Source organism: Pseudomonas oryzagri (assembly GCF_020831405.1).
Classification (GTDB): domain Bacteria; phylum Pseudomonadota; class Gammaproteobacteria; order Pseudomonadales; family Pseudomonadaceae; genus Geopseudomonas; species Geopseudomonas oryzagri.
The window spans coordinates 191,143-210,228 of record NZ_JAJHPU010000042.1; the positions used below are offsets into that span (position 1 = coordinate 191,143).

17 protein-coding genes are annotated in these 19,086 nt (G+C 68.1%); 9 read left to right on the forward strand and 8 right to left on the reverse strand.

Features of this window, described 5'->3' with window-relative positions; genetic code table 11:
• The first annotated feature begins 20 nt into the window (after positions 1–20).
• Both alr and LMJ29_RS15925 read left to right on the forward strand, forming a co-directional pair.
• Positions 21–1,268, forward strand: coding sequence for an alanine racemase (gene alr, locus LMJ29_RS15920; protein WP_229606506.1), 1,248 nt, complete (start codon positions 21–23; stop codon positions 1,266–1,268).
• A gap of 55 nt (positions 1,269–1,323) precedes the next feature.
• The gene (locus LMJ29_RS15925) at positions 1,324–3,006 is read left to right on the forward strand and encodes a thiamine pyrophosphate-binding protein (RefSeq protein ID WP_229606507.1); all 1,683 of its coding nucleotides are present in this window, start codon (positions 1,324–1,326) and stop codon (positions 3,004–3,006) included.
• A 457-nt stretch (positions 3,007–3,463) separates the two neighbouring features.
• Here LMJ29_RS15925 and LMJ29_RS15930 read toward each other — a convergent pair whose 3' ends face one another.
• On the reverse strand, positions 3,464–3,643 hold the full coding sequence (locus LMJ29_RS15930; RefSeq protein ID WP_229606508.1) for a hypothetical protein: 180 nt from the start codon (positions 3,641–3,643) through the stop codon (positions 3,464–3,466).
• Between the two features lie 269 nt (positions 3,644–3,912).
• Between LMJ29_RS15930 and LMJ29_RS15935 the strand changes: the two genes are divergently transcribed.
• The 5 genes from LMJ29_RS15935 to LMJ29_RS15955 all read left to right on the forward strand — a co-directional run bounded on the left by LMJ29_RS15935 (position 3,913) and on the right by LMJ29_RS15955 (position 10,018).
• A complete protein-coding gene (locus LMJ29_RS15935; protein ID WP_229606509.1) occupies positions 3,913–6,282 on the forward strand; it encodes a DUF3141 domain-containing protein in 2,370 nt (789 codons plus the stop codon).
• On the forward strand, positions 6,266–7,219 hold the full coding sequence (locus tag LMJ29_RS15940) for a phosphate acetyltransferase (RefSeq protein ID WP_229606510.1): 954 nt from the start codon (positions 6,266–6,268) through the stop codon (positions 7,217–7,219). The genes LMJ29_RS15935 and LMJ29_RS15940 overlap by 17 nt, the downstream gene beginning before the upstream one ends.
• A 4-nt stretch (positions 7,220–7,223) precedes the next feature.
• Positions 7,224–8,402, forward strand: coding sequence for an acetate/propionate family kinase (locus LMJ29_RS15945; protein ID WP_229606511.1), 1,179 nt, complete (start codon positions 7,224–7,226; stop codon positions 8,400–8,402).
• 19 nt (positions 8,403–8,421) lie between these two features.
• Complete coding sequence (gene fabI / locus LMJ29_RS15950) at positions 8,422–9,204, forward strand: enoyl-ACP reductase FabI (RefSeq protein ID WP_229606512.1); 783 nt, start codon at positions 8,422–8,424, stop codon at positions 9,202–9,204.
• 256 nt (positions 9,205–9,460) lie between these two features.
• The gene (locus LMJ29_RS15955; protein ID WP_229606513.1) at positions 9,461–10,018 is read left to right on the forward strand and encodes a DUF922 domain-containing protein; all 558 of its coding nucleotides are present in this window, start codon (positions 9,461–9,463) and stop codon (positions 10,016–10,018) included.
• Between the two features lie 118 nt (positions 10,019–10,136).
• Here the strand turns inward: LMJ29_RS15955 and LMJ29_RS15960 are convergent, their stop codons facing one another.
• On the reverse strand, positions 10,137–11,021 hold the full coding sequence (locus LMJ29_RS15960) for a LysR family transcriptional regulator (protein ID WP_229606514.1): 885 nt from the start codon (positions 11,019–11,021) through the stop codon (positions 10,137–10,139).
• A gap of 99 nt (positions 11,022–11,120) precedes the next feature.
• Here LMJ29_RS15960 and LMJ29_RS15965 point away from each other — a divergent pair, with 99 nt between their 5' ends.
• Entirely contained in the window at positions 11,121–12,062 is a 942-nt protein-coding gene (locus tag LMJ29_RS15965) for a DMT family transporter (RefSeq protein ID WP_229606515.1), read from the forward strand.
• A 215-nt stretch (positions 12,063–12,277) separates the two neighbouring features.
• The gene (locus LMJ29_RS15970; RefSeq protein WP_229606516.1) at positions 12,278–13,414 is read left to right on the forward strand and encodes a glycerate kinase; all 1,137 of its coding nucleotides are present in this window, start codon (positions 12,278–12,280) and stop codon (positions 13,412–13,414) included.
• A gap of 27 nt (positions 13,415–13,441) precedes the next feature.
• Here the strand turns inward: LMJ29_RS15970 and LMJ29_RS15975 are convergent, their stop codons facing one another.
• The 6 genes from LMJ29_RS15975 to hglS form a co-directional block, all read right to left on the reverse strand.
• Complete coding sequence (locus LMJ29_RS15975) at positions 13,442–13,903, reverse strand: Lrp/AsnC family transcriptional regulator (protein ID WP_229606517.1); 462 nt, start codon at positions 13,901–13,903, stop codon at positions 13,442–13,444.
• A gap of 282 nt (positions 13,904–14,185) precedes the next feature.
• A complete protein-coding gene (locus tag LMJ29_RS15980) occupies positions 14,186–14,875 on the reverse strand; it encodes an ABC transporter permease (protein ID WP_229606518.1) in 690 nt (229 codons plus the stop codon).
• The gene (locus LMJ29_RS15985) at positions 14,872–15,567 is read right to left on the reverse strand and encodes an ABC transporter permease (protein ID WP_229606519.1); all 696 of its coding nucleotides are present in this window, start codon (positions 15,565–15,567) and stop codon (positions 14,872–14,874) included. Before LMJ29_RS15985 ends, LMJ29_RS15980 begins: the two co-directional genes overlap by 4 nt.
• Before the next feature lie 51 nt (positions 15,568–15,618).
• Entirely contained in the window at positions 15,619–16,374 is a 756-nt protein-coding gene (locus LMJ29_RS15990) for an ABC transporter substrate-binding protein (RefSeq protein ID WP_229606520.1), read from the reverse strand.
• Positions 16,375–16,388: 14 nt separating this feature from the next.
• The gene (locus LMJ29_RS15995) at positions 16,389–17,162 is read right to left on the reverse strand and encodes an ABC transporter ATP-binding protein (RefSeq protein ID WP_229606521.1); all 774 of its coding nucleotides are present in this window, start codon (positions 17,160–17,162) and stop codon (positions 16,389–16,391) included.
• A gap of 300 nt (positions 17,163–17,462) precedes the next feature.
• Positions 17,463–18,851 carry a 2-oxoadipate dioxygenase/decarboxylase HglS gene (gene hglS / locus LMJ29_RS16000; protein WP_229606522.1) on the reverse strand — a complete coding sequence of 463 codons (1,389 nt, stop codon included), beginning with the start codon at positions 18,849–18,851 and terminating at the stop codon, positions 17,463–17,465.
• Positions 18,852–19,086 lie beyond the last annotated feature (235 nt).

Genomic DNA, 19,086 nt, shown 5'->3' on the forward strand with positions numbered 1-19,086 from the left:
AACGCCAAGGAGATTCAAGGATGTTCAAGCGCAGCACCCTCGCCGCCGCGGTGACCCTCGCCCTGCTGGCCGGCCACGGCCAGGCCGCTCCCACCCTGATCAACGCCGGCGACGCCGCCGATGCCGCCAGTGCCACGGCGCAGTCCGCCAACGCCTGGATCGAAATCGACAAGCTCGCCTTCGAGCACAACATCGCCACGCTGCAGAAGCAGGTCGGCGCCAAGACGCAGATCTGCGCGGTGATGAAGGCCGACGCCTACGGCCACGGCATGGACCTCTTGATGCCCTCGGTGATCGCCAGCGGCATTCCCTGCATCGGCGTCGCCAGCAACGAAGAAGCGCGCATCGCCCGCGAAAACGGCTTCACGGGCCGGCTGATGCGCGTGCGCACCGCCACCCTGGGCGAAGTGCAGAACGCCCTGCAGTACGACATGGAGGAGCTGGTCGGCGACCTGGAGTTCGCCGAGAAGGTCTCCCAATTGGCGCAGACCGAGCACAAGACCGTACGCATCCACCTGGGCCTCAACTCCGCCGGCATGAGCCGCAACGGCCTGGAGATGCACACCGCCGAAGGCAAGCTGGCCGCCGTCGACATCGTCCATATGCCGGGCCTGCAGGTCGCCGGGATCATGACCCACTTCCCGGTCGAGGACCGCGCCGAAGTGCTCAAGGGGCTGGAGACGTTCAAGGAGGAGTCCGCCTGGGTGATCGAGCACGCCAAGCTGGACCGCAGCAAGCTGCTGCTGCACTGCGCCAACTCCTTCACCACCCTGGAGGTGCCGGAGGCGCATCTGGACATGGTCCGTCCGGGCGGCGCCCTGTACGGCGACACCGTGCCCAGCCACACCGAGTACCGGCGGGTGATGAACTTCAAGTCGCGGGTCGCCTCGGTCAACGAGTACCCGGCCGGCAACAAGGTCGGCTACGACGGCACCTACACCCTCACCCGCGATTCGCGGCTGGCCAACATCTCGGTGGGCTACTCGGACGGCTACCGCCGCCTGTTCACCAACAAGGCCGCGGTGCTGATCAACGGCCATCGCGCGCCGGTGGTCGGCAAGGTGTCGATGAACACCCTGATGGTCGACGTCACCGAGATCCCCGACGTGCACCCCGGCGCCGAGGTGGTGCTGTTCGGCAAGCAGGGCGAGGCGGAAATCGCCCAGGCCGAACTGGAGGAGTTCAACGGCGCCCTGCTCGCCGACCTCTACACGGTGTGGGGCAACTCCAACCCGAAATTCCTCAAGCCGGAAACGGCGGCGCAGTAACCACCCACTCGCGGGCGCCTCACCGGCGCCCGTTTCGTTTGTGAAGGAGTGACCTGTGAATTCCGTTATCAAACCCCGCACCGGCGGCCAGATCCTGGTCGATGCCCTGCTGCTCAACGGCGTGCAGCGCGCCTTCTGCGTGCCCGGCGAAAGCTACCTGGCGGTGCTCGACGCCCTGCACGACGCCCGCGAGCGCATCGACCTGGTGGTGTGCCGCCAGGAGGGCGGCGCCGCCTACATGGCCGAGGCGCACGCCAAGCTGACCGGCCAGCCGGGCATCTGCTTCGTCACCCGCGGCCCCGGCGCCACCAACGCCTCGGTCGGCGTGCACACCGCCTTCCAAGACTCCACGCCGATGTTGCTGTTCATCGGCCAGGTGGCGCGCGACCAGCTGGGCCGCGAGGCCTTCCAGGAGGTCGACTACCGGCAGATGTTCGCCCCGCTGGCCAAGGCGGTGGTGCAGATCGACGACGCCCGCCGCCTGCCGGAACTGCTCGCCCAGGCCTTCCAGCGCGCCATCAGCGGTCGACCCGGCCCGGTGGTGGTGGTGCTACCCGAGGATATGCTCACCGACGTGGTCGAGGTCGCGGACGCCCTGCCCAGCCGGCGCATCGACAGCCATCCGGCGCCGGCCCAGCTGCAGGCCATGCAGACGTTGCTGGCACAGGCCCGCCGCCCGCTGCTGGTGCTCGGCGGCGGCGGCTGGAACGCCCCGGCGGTGGCCGACATGCGCGCCTTCGCCGAGCGCCAGCGCCTGCCGGTGGCCCTGTCGTTCCGCCGCCAGGACCTGTTCGACAACCGCCACCTGCAGTACGCCGGCGACCTGGGCCTGGCCGCCAGCGTCGAGCTGCGCGAGGCGGTGCAGCAGGCCGACCTGCTGCTGGTGGTCGGCAGCCGTCTCGGCGAGGTGAGCAGCAGCGGCTACAGCCTGCTCGACATCCCCACCCCGCGGCAGACGCTGATCCATGTGCACGCCGGGCTGGAAGAGCTCGGCCGCGTCTACCAGCCGGCGCTGGCCATCGCCAGCAGCCCGGCCGCCTTCGCCGCCCAGGCCGCCGCGCTGCCCGCCGTGGAGCCGCAGCGCCACGCTGACTGGATCGCCCGCCTCAACCAGCACTACCGCGCCAACCTCGACTGCCCGCCTTCGCCCGGCCCGGTGCAGATGGGCGAGGTCATGGCCTGGCTGCGCGAGCACCTGCCCGAGGACAGCATCCTCTGCAACGGCGCCGGCAACTACGCGGTGTGGCTGCACCGCTTCTACCAGTACCCCGCCTTCCGCACCCAGCTGGCGCCCACCAACGGCTCGATGGGCTACGGCGTACCGGCGGCGGTGGCCGCCGCGCTGGCGGCGCCCGAGCGCACGGTGATCGGCTTCGCCGGCGACGGCTGCTTCATGATGAACGGCCAGGAGCTGGCCACCGCCGTGCAGCACGACGCGCGGGCAATCTTCATCGTGGTCAACAACGGCATGTACGGCACCATCCGCATGCACCAGGAGCGCCACTACCCCGGCCGGGTCAGCGGCACCGAGCTGCACAACCCGGACTTCGCCGCCCTGGCGCGCGCCTACGGCCTGTACGCCGAGGTGGTCGAGCACACCGCCGACTTCCCCGGCGCCTTCACTCGCGCCTGCGCAGCCGGCAAGGCGGCGCTGCTGGAAATCCGCGTCGACCCGCAGGCCCTGACCCCGCGGCAAAGCCTCGACCAGATTCGCGAACAGGCGTTGCGGGGAAGCTGAGAGCAGAACGGGCGGCCCTGGGGCCGCCCGTTTTTTCACAGTGGGAAATCGGTTTTCACGGATAGCGAACTTCAGGAGCAGGCGACTCCTGCGGCTAAACAAGGCCTCCCTTGAAATAATCGATGCCGCGCAATTCTTCTACCCGAATTACCTAATAGCGATATTGAATAGAATTAACCACTGAATAATCAGGACGTACCGAACTGAGGGAACGAGGTCGCCTGAAAAGCTACAGAACTTCCCCTTAATTCTTTGGTTTTGAAGAGGTCCCCTTTAATCCATATAACAAAAAAGCATTGAACTTCGCCAAGCGCATAGCGAACCAAGTTAAAAATTCACTTCTCGGGATCGGACCCAAGCCTGTGCGCTGAACGCCATTGAAAACGAGCCTTGGCCGCCAATATTCCTTGGTTATCGACCTGAAACCTTGGCTAATCCGATCTGGGAATAATCACGGCTACTTAGCCTTCTTGCTCGCCTGCTGAGCAGCGTGATGAGCTACCGCGAAAGCCTTGCTCTCATCGTGATCGTACTGGTCGTATGCGCTATTGAACGCCTCTAGAAAGGCCTTTTTCTGGTGTGAGGTATATTTCTTCACCTGCGCCTCTGGAAGGTCGCTAATCGTTTTGTAGGGCATGATCTGTCGACTCCCATCCGATTGTGGTTAAAGAAGCGTACAGCCAATACAAACTGCAACGCCTAACCATAGGACCACCGAAAAAGCCAAAAAACACATGCCACCACGCCACTGCGCCGCGATTTCCTGCGCGTGGGCGGAAGGCTTCCCTTTGCGTTCCCCTCCGATGCCACAAGCGCTCTGCATCGGACCTTGCCGACCAGTGGCCTAGCCCATGCCGGGAGAGCGTCTAGGCTTCAGTTTTCGAACCCACACCACAGGGCAGGGATATGGATCGGGACATCGCCACGAGACTCGGACGCAGCCAGGAGATCGCCGCCAAGACCGGCAAGGTTTTCAGCAAGCGCAGGGCCATCGCCCAGGAGAATCTCAAGACACGGATGAACGAGGCGTTCCAGGCGGAGCTGGCCGCTCCGGCCGCAAGGACAGGCAATCCCTGGGAGTTGTGCACCGCGTGGTTTCGCTACGGGATGGACGTCGCCGAGCGCAGCATCCTGTTCTGGGACACCCTGCGCCAGCGCGGCAACGACTACCTGGAGCACGTGCAGCAGGGCCAGCCGCCGCTGTTGCACTTCGACTACGAGACGGTGCTCGACGGGCGCAGCTTCGAGCGTCCGGTCAACTACGCACTGCTGCGCATCGTGCCGCCGGCCGGGGTCAAGGTCGATCCCAAGCGCCGCCCCTACCTGATCATCGATCCGCGCGCCGGGCACGGCCCGGGCATCGGCGGATTCAAGGACGACTCGCAGGTCGGCGTCGCCCTGCGCGCCGGCCATCCGGTGTACTTCGTGGTGTTCTTCCCCCATCCCGAACCGGGGCAGACCCTGCTCGACGTGTGCGCCGCCGAGCAGCAGTTCCTGCGCCAGGTGCGCGAGCTGCACCCGGACAGCCACAAGCCGGTGGTGGTGGGCAACTGCCAGGGCGGCTGGGCGGCGATGATGGTCACCGCCACGGCGCCCGAGGTGGCCGGCCCGGTGGTGATCAACGGCGCGCCCATGTCCTACTGGGGCGGCGCCTGGCAGGAAGGCGAAGGCGACAACCCGATGCGCTATTCCGGCGGTCTGCTCGGCGGCACCTGGCCGGCCTCGTTCGCCGCCGACCTGGGCAACGGAGTGTTCGACGGCGCCTGGCTGGTGCAGAACTTCGAGAACCTCAATCCCGCCAACACCTTCTGGGACAAGTACTACCACCTGTACTCGCACGTCGACAGCGAGCCGCCGCGCTTCCTGGAGTTCGAGCGCTGGTGGGGCGGCTACTTCCTGATGAACCGCGAGGAGATCGAGTGGATCACCCGCAACCTGTTCGTCGGCAACCGCCTGTGGTCGGGCGAAACCGGCGACTCCGGCGGCGCGCCCTTCGACCTGCGGGAGATCCGCGCGCCGATCGTGCTGTTCGCCTCGCTGGGCGACAACATCACCCCGCCGCAACAGGCCTTCAACTGGGTCGCCGACGTCTACGCCAGCACCGACGAGATCAAGGCGCGCGGCCAGGTGATCGTCGGCCTGCTGCACGAGGACATCGGCCACCTGGGCATCTTCGTGTCCGGCAAGGTGGCGCGCCGCGAACACACGCAGATCGTCTCGGTGCTGCAGCACATCGAGCTGCTGCCGCCGGGCCTGTACGGCATGGAGATCATCGAGCGGCGCAGCGACGACGGCATCGAATACGAGGTGGAATTCCATGAAAAACGCCTGGAAGAGGTGGTCGCGCGCCTCAACCGCTTCCAGCGCGCCGACGAAAAGCCCTTCGAGGCGGTGGCTGCACTGTCCGAGTTCAACCAGCGCGCCTACGAGATGTTCGTCCAGCCGTGGGTGCGCGCGCTGAGCAACGACTTCTCCGCCGAACTGCTGCGCGAGTTGCATCCGCTGCGCGTACAGCACTGGGGATGCTCCGACCGCAATCCCTGGCTGTGGTGGCTGGGGCCGACCGCCGCCGCCATCAAGGCGCAGCGGGCCAAGCCGGAGACCGACAGCCTGCCCTGGCGCCTGGAAAGGTTCGGCGCGGCGACGATCAGCGCCGCCCTCGACTACTACCGGGCGCTGCGCGACGCCAGCGGCGAAGCGCTGTTCTTCCAGATCTACGGCAGCGGGCTCGCCCTGTACCTGGCCGACCGCGCGCAAACGCAGCAGCAAGCCGGATCGACAGAGCCGCGCGAGCTGCCTCTGGTCAAGGAAGCGCTCGCCGCCATCGGCGAAGGCGGCTACAGCGAGGCCTTCGCGCGGGTGGCGGCCCTGCTCGAACGCGGCGACGATCTGCCGCTGTCGCTGCTGGTCACCCGCCACGAAATCGCCACCGACTATGCCGACCTGCTGCCCCAGCTGGCGCTCGAGGACTGGCGGCGCGTCCGTGGCGTACAGGACATCGTCGTCCACTACGAGCGCGAGCAGGCCATCGCCACCCTGCCCGAGTTGCTCGCCGATCCCGCCGACCGCGAGCGGCTGCTGGGACTGTTCGGCCGTCTGCTGCAGGACCCGCGCGTCCAGCAGACCGGGCCGAGCGCCGAACAGCTCGCCATGCTGGAGCGCCTGCGTGGCGTACTGGGTGGCAAGCCCGCGCCCCGCCAGCGCGCCGCCAGCCGCCGCGCCAAGGGGTGGAGCAACGCAGCGAAGACGGAGCATCACCATGACCGCCAGGCATGAAAAATATCAGCGGCTGATCGAGCTGTGCGCCAGCCTGCCGCCGACTCCCACGGCGGTGGCCTGGCCCTGCGACCAGAGTTCCCTGCAGGGCGTGGTGGATGCCGCGCGCCATGGCCTGATCGCGCCGATCCTGGTCGGCCCGCGGCAGACCCTCGAAGCGCTGGCCGCCCGCCACGGGATCGACATCGGCGGCCTGCCGATCGAGGAAGCGGCGGACAGCGAAACCGCCGCCGCCCGCGCCGTGGAGCTGGTGCGCCAGGCCAAGGCCGAGGCGTTGATGAAGGGCAGCCTGCACACCGACGAGCTGATGGGCGCGGTAGTCCGTCGGGAAACCGGCCTGCGCACCGCGCGGCGGGTCAGCCACTGCTTCGTGATGGATGTCCCGGAGCATCCCCAGGCGCTGATCATCAGCGACGCCGCGGTGAACATCGCGCCGAACCTGGCCGAGAAGCGCGATATCGTGCAGAACGCCATCGACCTGGCCCACGCCCTGCTGATCGGCGAGGAGGACCGCGACGTGCGGGTGGCGATCCTCTCGGCGATGGAAACCATCAACCCCGCGGTGCCCTCCACGGTGGAGGCCGCCGCGCTGTGCAAGATGGCCGACCGCGGGCAGATCACCGGCGCCATCCTCGACGGCCCGCTGGCCCTGGACAACGCCATCGACCCCGAGGCGGCGCGGATCAAGAAGATCGACTCGCCGGTGGCCGGCCGCGCCAACGTGCTGGTGGTGCCGGACCTGGAGGCCGGCAACATGCTGGCCAAGAGCCTGACCTTCCTCGCCGGCGCCGATGCCGCCGGCATCGTGCTGGGCGCGCGGGTGCCGATCATCCTGACCAGCCGCGCCGACTCGCTGACCACCCGCCTGGCCTCCTGCGCCGTGGCGACCCTGGTGGTCCGGGCCGCGTACGATAAGAACGCCGGGGCAGCGGGGTGAGCCGATGGAGAAGGTCATCCTCGTCCTCAACGCCGGCTCGTCCAGCCTCAAGTTCTCCCTGTACGCCGACGGTGCGGGCGATCCGGAACTGCGCCTGCACGGCCAGATAGAGGACATCCGCGGCACGCCGCACTTCATCGCCCGCGACGAGCAGGGCACTCTGCTCGCCGAACAGCGCTGGAACGAGCCGCTCGAGCAGAGCGGCGCGGCCCTGCATCTGGTCGAGTTCCTGCGCAGCCTGCACAAGCGCTTCGAGCTGGTCGCCGTGGGCCATCGGGTGGTGCACGGCGGCGAAGAGTTCTCCGCGCCGGTGCGGGTGGACGCCGCCACCCTCGACCGCCTGGCCCGCTTCAGCCCGCTGGCGCCGCTGCACCAGCCGCACAACCTGGCGGCGATCCGCGCCATCGCCGAGCGGGCGCCGCAACTGCCGCAGGTCGCGTGCTTCGACACTGCCTTCCATCGCCGGCAGCCGGAGCTGGCCCAGCTGTTCGCCCTGCCGACCGCCATCACCGCGCGCGGCGTGCGCCGCTACGGCTTCCACGGCCTGTCCTACGAGTACATCGCCAGCGTGCTGCCGCAGCTGGACCCCGTGGCGGCGCGTGGTCGGGTGGTGGTCGCCCACCTCGGCAACGGCGCCAGCCTGTGCGCCATGGACGGCGGGCGCAGCGTGGCCGGCACCACAGGCTTCACCGCACTGGACGGCCTGCCGATGGGCACCCGCTGCGGCAGCCTCGATCCGGGGGTGATCCTCTACCTGCTCGACGAGCTGCAGATGGACGCCCGCGCCATCGAGCGCCTGCTCTACAAGGAATCCGGCCTGCTCGGCGTGTCGGGCCTCTCCAGCGACATGCGCGAGCTGCTGGCCAGCGATTCGCCGCGCGCCGTCCTGGCGGTGGAATTGTTCGTCTACCGCATCGGCCGCGAGATCGGCTCGCTGGCCGCGGCGCTCGGCGGGCTGGACGCGCTGGTATTCACCGCCGGCATCGGCGAGCATGCGCTGCCGATCCGCGAGCGGGTCTGCCGCGCCGCCGCCTGGCTGGGCGTCGAACTCGACCCCGCCGCCAATGCCGCGGGCGGGCCGCGGATCAGCACGCCCGGCAGCGCGGTTTCGGTCTGGGTGATCCCCACCGACGAAGAACTGATGATCGCCCGCCATACCCGGCGGACGCTTTCGCCCACCTGAAAACCAAAGGAATAAGGACATGACTCTGGAAATCCCCCGCCCGCCCCTCAAGGGCGCCAAAGCCCTGGTGGTCGGCGTGGCCAACGAGCACTCGATCGCCTACGGCTGCGCCAAGGCGTTCGCCGAACTGGGCGCCGAGGTGGCCATCACCTATGCCAACGACAAGGCGCGCAGCTACGTCGAGCCGCTGGCCCGCGAGCTGAACGCACCGATCTTCATGCCGCTGGACGTCACCCAACCCGGCCAGCTGGAAGCGGTGTTCGCCGAGATCGAACGGCAATGGGGGCGACTGGACATCCTCGTCCACTCCATCGCCTGGGCGCCCAAGGAGGACCTGCAGGGCGGCCTGCTCGACTCCTCGGCAGAGGGCTTCGGCCTGGCCATGGACATCTCCTGCCACTCCTTCGTGCGCATGGCGCGCTTGGCGGTGCCGCTGATGCACAACGGCGGCACGATGTTCGCGATGAGCTACTACGGCGCCAACAAGGTGGTGCCCAACTACAACCTGATGGGCCCGGTGAAGGCCGCGCTGGAGGCCTCCTGCCGTTATCTGGCCTACGAGCTCGGCCCCAAGGGCATCCGCGTTCACGCCATCTCCCCCGGACCGCTGAAGACCCGCGCCGCCTCCGGCCTCAAGGACTTCGACCTGCTGCTCAACGAGGCGGCGCAGCGCGCGCCGCTGGGCGAACTGGTGGACATCATGGACGTCGGCTTCACCTGCGCCTGGCTGGCCACCCCCTACGCGCGGCGGCTGTCCGGCGAAACGCTGTACGTGGACGGCGGGGTGAACATCATGGGCTGAGCGGCGCAGGCCGCCTGCCGGGAAAGCCGGCGCCCGCTGGGCGTCCGCTTTCGCGGATGAAGCAACGAACGCCCCACGACCTCGCGCACTGCGACGACCGTGTATCCCGACTTCGGCCGGACGTCGCCCGAAAGCCGGTGCCAGCATTACCGACGGCGCCCGGCGCACTATCCTCTTGCAGATGAACCCGGAAACAGACCGGCGCCGCCGCACGGATCGCACGGGACGGCGGGGAGGACTGGTGCATTGGCTCCTGTTGTTGCTGACATTGGCTCCACTGGCCCAGGCTGCGCAGCCGGTCACCTCGACGGTTCGCGAGCAGTACTACCTGGTGTACGGACGGACCATCGACGACATCCACCGCTCCATCGCCGAGCGAACCCCGGTGCGCAATGGACAGAGCGCCTTCGGTGGCAACACGCAGGTGACCTACCAGACGACCTACCGGCTGGTCCCGGCGCGGACCGGCTGTGTCCTGCGCAATGCTGCCGTGAAGGTCGACGCCGTGGTCACCCTCCCCCGGCTGGTGCCCGGCACCCGCACCCGGGCGGTGGTGGCCGAATGGCTGCGCTACCTCACGGCGCTGCGGGCGCACGAGTACCAGCACGTGCAAAGCGGCAAGGAGTCGGCCAAAGCCACGCAGCGCTGGCTGGCCGGCATGCAGCTCAGCGGGCCATGCCATGAGGCGCGCCCTCGCGTGCGCGCCGCCATCGAGGCGTACATCCGCATGCTGGACGAGCGCGACCGCCAGCTGGACATCGTCACCGACCACGGCCGCACGCAGGGGGCATGGCTGGATACCCGGATTCGTTAGTGGCCTGTCCGCTCGGTCAAACTTCGGCGCCCATGGCCCCGATACTGCTTTGCCCCCTCGCCCTGCCGGGGTCGTCCGAACGCCAGGTCACCGGGCGGATGGGAGCCAGGCGGTCCATTCAGTGGCTGGACAGAAAGGTGACCAACTGGCGGGCGTGCGGCGACAGCGTCTCCCACCCCTGGATGCAGAGGCGCAGCTCGCGGGTCGCCCAGGCATCCTCGAGAACCACGATGTCGACCGGCAGCTCCTGGACGAAACGCCACGCGGCCGCCTCGGGAAGCATTGCAATGCCGACACGCTGTGCCACCAGCTGAGCGATCGCATCGAAACTTGGAGCGCGCACCCTGATCTTCAGCGGCATGACGTACTTCATGGCCATGTCCTCGATGAAGCGCTGCATCGCCCTTTCCACGGGCAGGCAGACGAAAGGGTGACCGAGGGCGTCGCGCAGGTGGGTCAGCGGGCGCCCGGCCAGCGGGTGGCGCCGGGGCACCAGGAGGACCAGCTTGTCGTTGCGAAAGGGCAGCGAGATCAGGCCGCCGGTCGGCAGATTGCCGTCGTACACGCCGATGTCGCACTCGCCCGACTGCACGGCCTGCAGGACCTCGCTGCTCTTCTGCTCCACCAGTTGCAGGTCTATCTCCGGGTAGTCGGCCAGGAAGGGGCCAAGCGCGGACGGCAGGAAGGTGCTGTTCGCCACCGTCGTGGCGGACAGCCGCAGGACGATGCGGTCCTCCCCGGCCAGCTCGCGCAGCGTCTGCTTGAGCTGCTCCGCCGCATTGAGCACACCGCGGGCTCTTTCCAGCACCAGCCGGCCCGCTGGCGTGAGGGTCATGCCGTCGGCCTTGCGGGTGAACAGGCTCAGGCCGCAGCGCTGCTCGAACAGCCGCAGCCGGGTGCTGGCCGCGGAAACCGCCACCGGAAAGCTGGCGGCCGCCTTGCTCAGGCTGCCGGTGGCCGCAATGGCGGCAAGCAGGCGGAGGTCGGTGATATCGAAGTGCATGGCTTTCTCCTTTGGAGAAGGCTCCATTCGAGAAAATGCGATTCTAGCGCACAGGTGTTCTCTTCAGAATAAGGACTCCACGCACTCGACCGGACTCCCATGAACGCCCTTCCCCTTCTCTATCAGCGCTGCCTGAGCGACGGTCGCTTCTACGCGGTGCTCGCCGCGGCCGGTTTCAGTCTCAAAGCCATCTTCGTCAAGCTCGCCTACGCGGCCGGCCCGGTCGATGCCGTCACCCTGCTGGCGCTGCGCATGGGGCTCGCCCTGCCCCTGTTCGTCTGGCTGCTGTGGCTGAGTCGCGGCGAGGGGGATGCGCCTCTCGGCGGCGCGGACCTGCTGCGCATCCTGCTGCTCGGCATGTTCGGCTATTACCTCTCCAGCCTGTTCGACTTCTACGGCCTGGCGTACATCAGCGCCGGGCTGGAGCGGCTGATCCTGTTCTGCTATCCGACCCTGGTCCTGCTGTTCCAGGCAATAGCCTCGCGGGAGCGGCCGAGCCGGCGCACGTTGCTGGCCATGGGGGTGTGCTATCTCGGCCTGGGCATCGCCTTCGTGTCCGACCTCGGCATCGAGGGTGGCGGCGCGCAGGTCGTCCAGGGCGCGGCCTGGGTGTTCGCCAGCGCAGTTACCTACGCCCTCTACTACTGCGGCACGGGCGTCATGGTGAAGCGTCTGGGCTCCATGCGTCTGGCCGGGCTCGCCGGCGGGGCCTCCTCGCTGCTGGTGCTGGCGCACTACGGGGCGACCGGCAATGCGGCGCAACTGACCAGCCTGCCCGGCTCGATCTGGCTGTACGCCGCGCTCATGGCGATGTTCTCCACGGCCCTGCCGATCTACTGGATGGCGCTGGCCATTCAGCGTCTGGGCGCCGCGCACACCGCCGCCATCGGCAACCTGGGCCCGGTGCTGACCATCGCCGCCTCCTGGGCCGTGCTGCACGAGCCGATATCCTTCTATCAGCTGATCGGCCTGGGGCTGGTGCTGCTGGGCGTAACCCGCCTCAAGCCCTCCCGGCAAGCGGCGGCGAAACCGGCGCAATGACCGCCTGAAGTGCGCGGCCCCGAGCAGCAGCCGGCCCCCAAGGGCTGTCGGGCTACTCTGGGATGATCACCGCACCGCGGCATGGATCGCACAACTGCTGCGTCTGCGTGCGCAGGGCAACGGCCGCTTTGGTCGTTTCGGCGATGCGCGCGCGGCGCCAGGCAGTCAGAATGAGACAACGCCCGTGCGCATCCGTCGTTCGAGAGAGGCCCGCCATGAAAGTCGTCATCGCTCCCGATTCGTTCAAGGAAAGCCTGTCCGCCACCCAGGTGGCCGCGGCCATCGCCGGCGGACTGCGCGAGGTGTGGCCAGAGGCCGAGCTGCTGTGCCGGCCGATGGCCGACGGCGGCGAAGGCACGCTGACCGCGCTGATCGCCGCGACCGGTGGCGAGTATCGCGAGACCATCGTGCGCGACCCACTCGGCGAGCCGGTGGCGGCCGGCTGGGGCTGGATCGAGGAAAGCCACAGCGCGGTAATCGAGATGGCCGCCGCCAGCGGCCTGCATCTGGTGCCGGAGATCTACCGCGATGTGCTGGTCGCCTGTACCCATGGCACCGGCGAGCTGATCCGCGCCGCGCTGGATGCCGGCGCCACGCGCATCATCCTCGGCTTTGGCGGCAGCGCCACCAACGACGCCGGCTGCGGCATGCTGCGCGCCTTGGGTGCGCGCTTCGAGGATGCCCAGGGCCGCCCCTTGGCGCCCGGCGGCGCGGCGCTGGCGCAACTGGCGCGCATCGATCTTTCCGGCCTAGATCCGCGCCTGCAGGCGGTCGACTTCGAAGTGGCCTGCGACGTCGACAATCCGCTGTGCGGGTCGCGCGGCGCCTCCCATGTGTTCGGCCCGCAGAAGGGCGCCAGCGCCGCGCAGGTGCTCCAGCTCGACGCCGCCCTCGCCCGCTTCGCCGACGTCTGCGCGCAAACCCTGGGCCGCGACGACCGCGACCTGCCCGGCTGTGGCGCGGCCGGCGGCATCGGCTTCGCGGCGCGCAGCATCCTTGGCGCGACCTTCCGGCCCGGCATCGAACTGGTCGCCGAACTCGGCGGTCTGGAGGAGGCGATAGCGGGCGCCGATCTGGTGATTACCGGCGAGGGGCGGCTCGACATCCAGACCCTGCACGGCAAGACACCGCTGGGCGTGGCGGCCATCGCCAAGCGCCACGGCGTGCCGGTGGTGGCCTTGGCCGGCATGCTCGGCGAGGGCTACCAGAGGCTCTACGCCCATGGCATCGACGTCGCCTTCAGCGTGGTGCCGGGGCCGGTCAGCCTGGCCAACGCCATTGCCGACGCCCCCTACCTGCTGCACCAGCGCGCGGCCGACATCGCCCGGCTCTGGCAGCTGGCGAAGGGCTGAATACGGCGCGAACAGCGAACGGCGGAGCTACAGGCGCCCGCCGCGGTCGATCTTGCAGGACAGGATGATCGAGGTGGTGGTCTTCTCCACCCCCTCCACGGCGCAGATGTCGTCGAGCAGCTGGTCGAGCTGCTCGGGGGTGTCGGCGCGCAGCCAGGCGACGAAGTCGAACTCGCCGCTCACCGTGCACAGCTGCTGCACCTCGGGCATGTTGCTCAGCCGGCGCAGCACTTCCTTGCCCGAGCGCGGCTGCAGGGTGATGCCGACGTAGGCCTGCAGCCCGCCCTCCAGCACGCGCTGGCCGAGCCGCACGCCGTAGCCGGTGATGACCTTGCTCTTCTCCAGGCGGGCGATGCGCGAGATCACCGTGGTGCGTGCGATGCCGAGCCGGCGGGCGAGCATCGCGGCGCTCTCGCGCGCGTCGACCTGCAGGGCGGCGATCAGCTGACGATCGATATCGTCGAGGTGGATATTGGTGAGTTCGGCCATCGATACATCATCGGAAATGGGAAGGAAAGCATCTTAACAAACGGCCCGGCCGGCTTGCGGTCGCCGGGGTCGCGGTCATGGCAATCCACTGTAGGGGCGAATTTATTCGCCTTTGCGAGGCATCTTGGCGAATAAATTCGCCCCCACAGGACGACCGCCGCGTGGGCGGACCGCCCTGCGCGCCGGCCCCTGCCAGGCAGAAAAACCCGGCCGCCTCGCGGCGACCGGGCAAGGGCATCGCGCCGGCTCGAGGCTGACGATGCCAAGCACCACACACTCAACTCAGCGCCCCTGGCACAGCTCCACCCGCAGGCGCTGCTCCAGCAGGCGGAACAGGCGCACCAGCAGGTAGGACGCGACCAGGTAGAACACCCCGGCCATCAGGAAGATCTCCACCGGCTGGTAGGTGCGGGCAATGATGGTGCGCGACATGCCGGTCAGTTCCAGCAGGGTGATGGTGCTGGCCAGCGCGCTGGCCTTGAGCATCAGGATCACCTCGTTGCTGTAGGCCGGCAGGGCGATGCGCGCGGCGCGTGGCATGACGATGTGCAGTAGGGTCTGCCAGCGCGACATGCCCAACGCGCGTGCCGCCTCGATCTCGCCCGGCGGGATGGCCTGGATGGCGCCGCGCAGGATCTCGGCGATATAGGCTGCGGTGTGCAGGGTCATGGTGATCACCGCGCACCAGTAGGGATCGCGCAGTACCGGCCACAGCGCGCTCTGACGAATCGCCTCGAACTGCGCCATGCCGTAGTAGACCAGGAACAGCTGTACCAGCAGCGGCGTGCCGCGGAAGAAGAAGATGTAGCCGTAGGGCAGCGCGCGCACCCAGGCGTGCCGCGAGCTGCGCGCCAGCCCCAGCGGGATGGCCAGCAGCAGACCGGCCAGCACGGCGATGCCCACCAGTTCCAGGGTCAGCCAGGCGCCTTCGAGCAGGCGCGGCGTCCACTTGATCATCAGTTCCCAGTTCATGCGTAGGCCCTCCGGAAACCACGCGCGGCGCGCTTCTCCAGCAGCGCCAGGCTGCTCATGGCGACGATGGTCAGGCTCAGGTAGATGCAGGCGGCGATCAGGTAGAAGGTGAACGGCTGCTTGCTGGCGGTCACCGCGATCTGCGAGTGGCGCATGATCTCCTCCAGACCGATCACCGAGATCAGCGCAGTGTCCTTCATCAGGATCATGAACAGGTTGCCGAGTCCCGGCAGGGCAATGCGCCACATCTGCGGCAGGATCAGCCGCCAGAGGATGGCGAAGGGGCGCAGGCCGAGCGCCTGGCCGGCCTCGCACTGGCCCCTGGGAATCGCCAGGATGGCGCCGCGAAATACCTCGGTGGCGTAGGCGCCGAAGCACAGACCGAGCGCCAGCACACCGGCGGCGAACGGGCTGAGTTCCAGGCTCTGCATGCCGAGGGCGTCGGCCAGCGCGCGCATCAGGTTGACGCTGCCGAAGTAGATCAGCAGCACCCAGAGCAGCTCGGGCACGCCGCGCACCAGGGTCGAGTAGCCCGAGCCGAGCCACTGCAGCGCGCCGTATTTGGAGGTCTTGGCCAGCGCGCCGGCCAGGCCCAGCACCAGGCCTACGGCCAGCGAGCACAGCGCCAGCTTGATGGTGATCCAGGTGCCCGCCAGCAGGGCGGGCCCGAAACCGTGCAAATCGAAAATCATAGGAGTCCCTCTCGCCCGCAGGTGCGCCCGGCCGCAGCCGGGCGCCGTCCGTCAGTAGATGCTGAACGGGAAGTACTTGTCGTTGATGCGCTGGTAGGTGCCGTCGGCGACGATGGCCTTGAGGGCCTCGTTGAGCTTGCCGCGCAGCTCGGCATCGTCCTTGCGCAGGGCGATGCCGATGCGGTCGTTGTCGTACACCGGCTCGCCCTTGAACTCGAAGTCCTTGCCCGGCTCGCTCTTCAGCCATTCCCAGTTGACCAGCTTATCGGCCAGCACACCGTCGACGCGGCCGGCGGCCAGATCGAGATAGGCGTTTTCCTGGGTGTCGTAGAGCTTCACCTCGACCACGTCGCCGAGGTGGTCCTCCAGCCAGGTGCCGGCGATAGTGGCGCGCTGCGCACCGATCACCTTGCCCTTCAGGCTGCTCTCGTCGGTCTTGAAGGCCGCCGACTTGGGCGCGATGAACTGCAGCTTGTTGGTGTAGTACGGATCGGTGAAGGCCACCGCCTGCTTGCGCTCGTCGGTGATCGACATGGAAGCGGCGATGAAGTCGAATTTGCGCGCATTCAGCGCCGGAATGATGCCGTCCCAGTCGGAGGTGACCACTTCGCACTCGGCCTGCATCTTCGCGCACAGCGCCTCGGCGATCTCCACGTCGAAGCCGCCGACGTTGCCGCGGGCGTCGACCAGGTTGAAGGGCGGATAGGCGCCTTCGGTACCGACCTTGAGCTTGTCGGCGGCGACCGCCTGGCCGAGCAGGCCGAGAACGCCGGCGGCGACGAGCAGCACTTTCTTGTAGTTATTCATGGGTAGCGCTCCGATCAGTGATTGCTGGACATGAACTGCTGGCAACGCGCGGACTGCGGGTTGTCGAAAACCTGCTGCGGGGTGCCCTGCTCCTCGACGCGCCCCTGGTGGAGGAACACCACCTCGCTGGAAACCTGGCGGGCGAACTTCATCTCGTGGGTGACCAGCAGCATGGTGCGGCCCTCCTCGGCCAGCGCGCGGATCACGTTGAGCACTTCCTGGACCATCTCCGGATCGAGGGCCGAGGTCGGCTCGTCGAACAGGATGACCTTGGGTTCCATGCACAGGGTGCGGGCGATGGCGGCGCGCTGCTGCTGGCCGCCGGACAGCTGGCTCGGGTAGCAGTGGCGCTTGGCGGCGATGCCGACCTTGGCGAGCAGCGCCTCGGCGCGCTCGACGGCCTCGGCCTTCGACAGGCCGAGCACGCGGCGCGGCGCCTCGATCACGTTGTCGAGGATGCTCATGTGCGGCCACAGGTTGAAGTTCTGGAACACGAAGCCCAGCTCGCTGCGCAGGCGATTGATCTGCTTGGGATCGGCGGCGACCAGATGCCCTTCGCGGGCGGTCTTCAGCTTGAGCTGCTCGCCGGCGACGTGGATCTCGCCCTTGCAGGGGTTTTCCAAGAGGTTGATGCAGCGCAGGAAGGTGGACTTGCCGGAGCCGGAGGAGCCGAGGATGGAAATCACGTCGCCGTCGCAGGCGGTCAGCGAGACGCCCTTGAGCACCTCCAGATCGCCGTAGCGCTTGTGCAGGTCGCGGATTTCCAGGGCGGGGGCGGATGCTTGCATGGCTACACCTTTGTTGTTCTTGTCTCGCGTCCGGCGCTGATGACCGGCGCGATGGCTTTGGTTGCTCCGATGAAAGCAACTCCGCGCACGCCGCTCAAACGAAAAGAACGACGCTTTTCATTCCGAAAACTACTGAACTTTGGCACTCCCGGAACGAAAAAATCCCCGGCGCACGGAGCGACCGGGGAGCGGGGAACACGGCGATGAGGAAGGCGCGAGCGGGCCGGTGATTGCGCTACCGGCGCGGCCAGGCTAGAGGCGACGTCATGCCACGACGCAGCGAATGGCGAGCGATGATGCTTATACCAGCGGCAAACCCAACTCCCGCGCACAGGCCTCCAGCGAGACATTCTGCACCTGCGCATAGAGCACCAGCTCGTCGAGTACCGGGCGGCCGAGGGCACGCTCGAACTCGGCGCGGTTGGCGCTCTGGTCGTAGGCGGCGCGGGTGTTGCCGCCCAGGTTGGACTGGAAGATGCCCGCCGCGCTGACCGGCAGGAAGTCCTCGTAGCGCTGCGGCTCCCAGTGCAGTTGGCCAGCCTTGAGCAGCGCCTCGCGGTCCCCGGCCAGGCGGCCTTCACGCTGCGCGGCGTGGCCCTCCCCGGTGACCCGGTAGCGGCCGAACACCAGATCCTCGCGGCGCAGCTGGTCGTAGTCGTCCGGGAAGTCGGCGAAGCAGGCGGCCAGTGCCTCGGCGTAGGCCTCTTGGTAGTCCGCCGCCGGTACGTCCTGGCAGCGCTCGCGGGTGGCGGCGAGCAGGCGGTCGTAGAGCGCGCGGCCGCGGGCGGTCAGCGCGGCGCCGCGCTGTTCGATCTCGCCGAAGCGCGCGCTGTGCGAGCCCGGCGTGCCGCAGGCGAATTGCACCGCCTCGTCGAGCGCCTTGAAGCTGGTCTGCCGCAGCAGGATCGGGCAGCGCCGCGCCGGCGGGCCTTCCACCAGCTCCTTGGCCGCCATGCCGCGCGCCGGCATCGCCGCCTGCACCGCGTCGATATCCAGGGTGCAGGGAGTCAGGTGGTTGATGTGCGGATTGGGGAAGGCCACCACGTCGGCGATCAGCCGGTGCTGCTCATGCAGCTGCTGATAGACCGCGGCGCTGACCCGCGCCTGGCGCTGCCAGCGGAAGGTCTGCAACGCCTCGCGGATGAACAGGCCGGCCTGCTCCTCGCTCAGCCCGCCGGCGCGCTCGCACTGCTCGATCAGCAGCAGCGCCTGGCGGGTGAAGATCTGCCGGCCGGCGAGGATCTGCGCCGCCTGCGCGCGCAGCGCCGGGTCGTCGATCAGCTCAAGGCGCAGCAGCGAGGTGAACACGCGGAACGGGCTGTGCGCGAGAGAAGCCTCGTCGATTGCGCGAAACGCGGTGGCGTGCACCGGCACGCCGGCGCAGGCCAGGTCGTAGTAGGCCACCGGCTGCATGCCCATCACCGCGAACAGCCGCGCCATGGTCGCCAGCTCGTCGGCGCTGCCCAGGCGGATGGCGCCGTGGCGCTCCTCGGCCAGGCGTTGCAGCTCACCGTTCGCGCGAAGCGTTTCGGCCACGTCGGGATCGGCGGCCAGTACCTCGCGGTTGACCCGACCGACCAGATCGAGCAGCTCGCCGTACAGCGGCACCTCGCTCTGGTACATGGCGGACATGGCCAGGGAGAAACGCGCGCGGATCGCGTCCGGGCTGACAAAGGCATTCTGGTTCATCGCACTGCACTCCTGAGGATCTGCTGCGCGCCTAGCGCATCGCCGGTACTCCCCTGACGCGTATGGCGCTTGGCTGGAGACGGCAACGGCCAAGGCAGCCGCTGGACTTGCGGTGCGCATGGCGCACCCGACGAGATCATTCTGTTGAGGACTGATCCTCCGCTCAAACGACCAATTTTCTTGAATTCATTCCGCACTGGAATCCGTAGCCATTCGCCCAGACCGTCGCGCCGCG